4 protein-coding genes and 1 pseudogene are annotated in these 3,979 nt (G+C 70.0%); 3 read left to right on the top strand and 2 right to left on the bottom strand.

Going from position 1 to position 3,979, the window contains the following annotated elements; translation table 11 throughout:
• Positions 1 to 109: 109 nt before the first annotated feature.
• On the bottom strand, positions 110 to 925 hold the full coding sequence (locus WA944_RS24585; protein WP_526373161.1) for a ComEA family DNA-binding protein: 816 nt from the start codon (positions 923 to 925) through the stop codon (positions 110 to 112).
• 130 nt (positions 926 to 1,055) lie between these two features.
• On the opposite strand from WA944_RS24585, the gene WA944_RS24580 reads away from it, so the two are divergent.
• Genes WA944_RS24580 through WA944_RS24570 form a run of 3 tightly spaced genes read left to right on the top strand, consistent with a single transcriptional unit; the run spans position 1,056 to position 3,852 of the window.
• Positions 1,056 to 1,691: a hypothetical protein gene (locus WA944_RS24580; RefSeq protein ID WP_526610109.1), complete on the top strand. Its 636-nt coding sequence runs from the start codon at positions 1,056 to 1,058 to the stop codon at positions 1,689 to 1,691.
• Positions 1,691 to 2,836, top strand: a complete 1,146-nt coding sequence (locus WA944_RS24575; protein WP_526373158.1) for an acyl-CoA dehydrogenase family protein — start codon at positions 1,691 to 1,693, stop codon at positions 2,834 to 2,836. Before WA944_RS24580 ends, WA944_RS24575 begins: the two co-directional genes overlap by 1 nt.
• Positions 2,837 to 2,871: 35 nt before the next feature.
• Complete coding sequence (locus WA944_RS24570) at positions 2,872 to 3,852, top strand: acyl-CoA dehydrogenase family protein (RefSeq protein ID WP_526373163.1); 981 nt, start codon at positions 2,872 to 2,874, stop codon at positions 3,850 to 3,852.
• A 1-nt stretch (position 3,853) separates the two neighbouring features.
• Here WA944_RS24570 and WA944_RS24565 read toward each other — a convergent pair.
• A pseudogene (locus WA944_RS24565) lies at positions 3,854 to 3,979 on the bottom strand (short-chain dehydrogenase); the annotation flags it as partial.

Raw genomic sequence — 3,979 nt, 5'->3', positions numbered from 1 at the left:
GCCTGCGCCCACACGATCCCGGCGGCCGTGACCGCCCACGCGGTCAGCGCCGCCGGGACCAGCCTCAGGTCCAGGGCCGGCGCGATGGGCGATGCGGGCACCACCGGCGTCACACACGGACATGGTCGCGCAGCTTGTCCAGCCGAACCGGCCCGATGCCGTCGACATCGGCGAGCTGATCCACGCTGGCGAACCGACCGTTGACCTCGCGCCACGCAACGATCGCCGCAGCCGTCACCGGACCGACCCCGGGCAGTGTGTCGAGCTCCTCGACCGTGGCCGAGTTCAGGTCGATCAGGCTCGCCGGCCCGGAGCTCGCGCCACCTGCCGGGAGCGCCGCCGGGGACGCGGCGGGATCCGCCACCACCGAGCTGCCCATCTGCACCGGTTGGCCCGGCGGCGCGCCGATACCGACGACGATCTGCTCCCCGTCGGTGACACGCCTGGCCATGTTGAGCCCCAGCAGGTCGGCGCCGTCGACCGCGCCACCCGCGGCCTCCAGGGCGTCGGCGATCCGGGCCCCGGGGTCCAGCGTGACCAGACCGGGCGCGTTGACCAGACCGACGACGCTGACCACCACGGGCGCCGCCGGCGCGGAGGAATCCGACGCGGCGCTCGGGGCAGCCGACGAAACCATTTCCACCGGCGGGAGTTTCGCCGAGACCACCGCGGGTGGCCGATCACCGAACAGGCTCAACACTGTCACCAGCACGGCGACCGCACCGACGACACCCAGCGCTACCACCCCGGCCCGGCCCGGGTCAGCCCGGACCTTCGAGATCCAGCCGGCCGGGCCCGTCGACGTCGATTCCGGCAGCCACCGCGACAGCGACGTGTCGGGCTGCTCGCCGACGTCCTCGACATCGGCGTCTTCGTCGGCGCCGAGGCGGCGACGCAGCCGCTCTGCGGGCAGTTCGGTTGACATGCTCCCGACGGTAGGCTCGCCGGCCGACGTCAGCGGGTCCTGGCGCGACAGCCGCCTCAGTCTGGGGATGAACGCCGCATTGGGAATGACGATGGCTACGATTGCTCCCGATATGAACCGTCGCGCCCCGATGATTGCAGGCCTCGCGTTCGCGGTGCTCTACGCGACGGCCGTACTCGTGATCCCCGCGCTCGCCGGCTCCGACGAAGGAGTCGTCAGGGCGCAGGCGCTGCTCCTGGCGTTCGCCGTGCTCGCTCTGGTCGTCGTGCTGGCGTTCGCACGGGAACGGTTGACCGGGCCGGCGGCGCACGTGTTCACGATCGGGTCAGCGGTACTGGTCGCCCAGCTGTGCCTCGCGATCTGGTTCACCGGTGGTCCCGCGCTGCGCCCCGGCCAACTGGACACCGACGCCGCGCGTGTCGTCGGCGACGTCGGCGCGATGTGGCTGCCCGCCGCCACGGTCGCCCACATCCTGGTGGCCGTCCCGATCCTGTTGGCCGCCAACGAAGATCTGTTCCCGCGGTGGCTGGGCACCGGCGCTGCGGTCTTCACCGTCGAGCAGCTGGTCGAGACCATCACGATCATCGGGCCGCCCGGCAGCTTCATCTCCCCCGGCGGCCCGATGAACCAGTACCTCGGCGGCACGCTGACGGCTGCGTTCTTCCTGGGGGTGGGGATCGCCCTGTCGCTACCCGCTCACACGGCCGACGTCACCACCGCGCCGGTGGCGGAACCCGCTCCCTCCGAAGAGACCGCAGGAGATTGATGGCACTGCCCCGGCTGGTACCCCGCTCCGCCGTCGACCCGTCCGTCACCGAGGGGTTGCGGCACGAGGTGCGACGGTTTCTCGCCGAGCAACTCGCCGCCGGCGCGTTCACCCCGTCGGTGGACGCGTGGCTCAGCGGCTGGGACCAAAGTTTCACCGCCGCGCTGGCAGCGCGCGGCTGGCTGGGTATGACGGTGCCCGTCGCCTATGGCGGGCACGGGCGCTCATTCCTCGAGAGGTTCGTCGTGACCGAGGAACTGCTCGCGGCGGGCGCCCCGGTGGCCGCCCACTGGATCGCCGACCGGCAGATCGTGCCCTCCCTGCTCAAGTACGGCACCGAGGACCAGAAATCGGAGTTCCTCCCCAAGATCGTGCGCGGCGAATGCTTTTTCGGCATCGGGATGAGCGAACCCGATTCGGGTTCCGATCTCGCCAGCGTGCGCACCCGTGCGGAGCGGGTGCCTGGCGGCTGGTCGCTCACCGGCACCAAAGTCTGGACCTCCGGAGCCCATCTGGCCCACGCCTTCATCGCGCTCGTGCGGACCGAACCCGTCGACCCCACTCATCGGCACGCCGGCCTCAGCCAGTTCATCGTCGACCTGCGGGGATCGGGGGTGGAGATCCGGCCCATCGTCTCGATGAACGGTGCGCACCATTTCAACGAGGTGATCCTCGACGGCGCCTTTGTTCCCGACTCCATGGTGTTCGGCGAGATCGGTCGGGGGTGGCAGCAGGTGACCTCGGAGCTCGCCTTCGAGCGCAGCGGACCGGAACGATTCCTGTCCACATTCGTTTTGCTCGACAGGTGCGCTGAAAAGACTGCTGGACAACAACTCCCGCGCGACAATGACCTCGGCCGGCTGGTGGCTCGGGTCGCCGGATTACACCAGATGTCCTCGGCGATCGCCGGTGCGCTGGAACGCGGAGAACCCGCCGACGTCTCCGCCGCGGTGGTCAAGGTCCTGGGCACCACCACCGAGGGTGACATCGCCGAGTTCGCCCACCAGGCCGACGATCACGGAGCCGGCCGAGGCTTCACCGACACGGTCACCGCGGCCATGGATCAGCGTCCGGGCTTCACACTGCGCGGCGGCACCAACGAGGTGCTGCGCGGTGTGATCGCCCGCGGATTGGGTCTGCGGTGACCGCCCCGGAAGTCGAGCCGGCACTGGCCGACCTGATGGATGCGGTCTTCGCCGACTATCGCCGATCATCCACACCGGCGAACACCGGACTCGACAGCGACCTCTGGCGTCGCCTCGACGAGCTCGGACTGGTTCGCCTCACCTGTGCCGAACAGCGCGGCGGAAGCGGGGCCGGTTGGTATGAGGCGACCGAGCTGCTGACCGCGGCGGTCCGCCACGGTGTGCGGATTCCGTTGGCCGAACACGACCTTCTGGCGTGCTGGCTGTTGGAGACAACCGGAGTCCAGGTCGACGACGCGGTGCGAACGGTGTGCCTGCTCGATCAGGCCGGGACGGCCTCCGGGGTGCCATGGGCGTCGAGTGCCGAGCGGATCGTCGTCGTGTGGCAACACGATGGCGGGTATCTCGCGGTCGACGCCGAACCCGGCGAGATCTCGATCTCGCCCGGCGCCAACATGATCGGTGAACCGCGCGACACCGTCGTCGCCGACCTCGGGTCGTTGGCCGGGATCCCGGTCGCCGGAGATGTCGTCACCAAGGTGCGCTTGAAGTCGGCGCTGGTCCGGTCGACACAGGTGTGCGCGGCCCTCGACCAGGCGCTGGCGCTGTCCATCGACCATGTGACATCGCGTGAACAGTTCGGCCGTCCGCTGTCGAAGTTCCAGGCCGTGCAGCACCTGATCTCCGGCATCGCCGCCGAGGCCGCCCTGGCCCGGTCCGCCACCGAGGCTGCGCTGTCAGCGGCAGTCCTCAGCGACTGGTCCGCCCCGCACCTCGAATTCCTTGTCGCGGCGGCACGTTCGTGCGCCGGCCACGCGGCGTCGGTCGTCGTGCGCGACGCCCACCAGGTGCTCGGAGCGATCGGAACCACCAGCGAGCACCGACTGCACGAGTTCACCAGGGCTGCGCTGGCGTGGCGATCCGAGTTCGGTTCGATGCGGTACTGGGACGACCAGGTCACCGACATGGCGCTGCGGGCGGGACCCAACAGGCTGTGGAGTCTGATCGAGCCGTGAGCTAGCGCACGATCACAGCGCTCGGTGGCCGGGGGTCGCCCAACATCTCCCGATGCGAGGGCGGTTTGCGGCCCCCCTCGTCGGTGATTCCGTACCGCTGCGCCAGTTCGGCGCCGATCACCGTCTG

Source organism: Mycobacterium sp., from assembly GCF_049683355.1.
Lineage (GTDB): Bacteria > Actinomycetota > Actinomycetes > Mycobacteriales > Mycobacteriaceae > Mycobacterium.
This window is presented reverse-complemented; position numbering and strand designations above follow the sequence as displayed.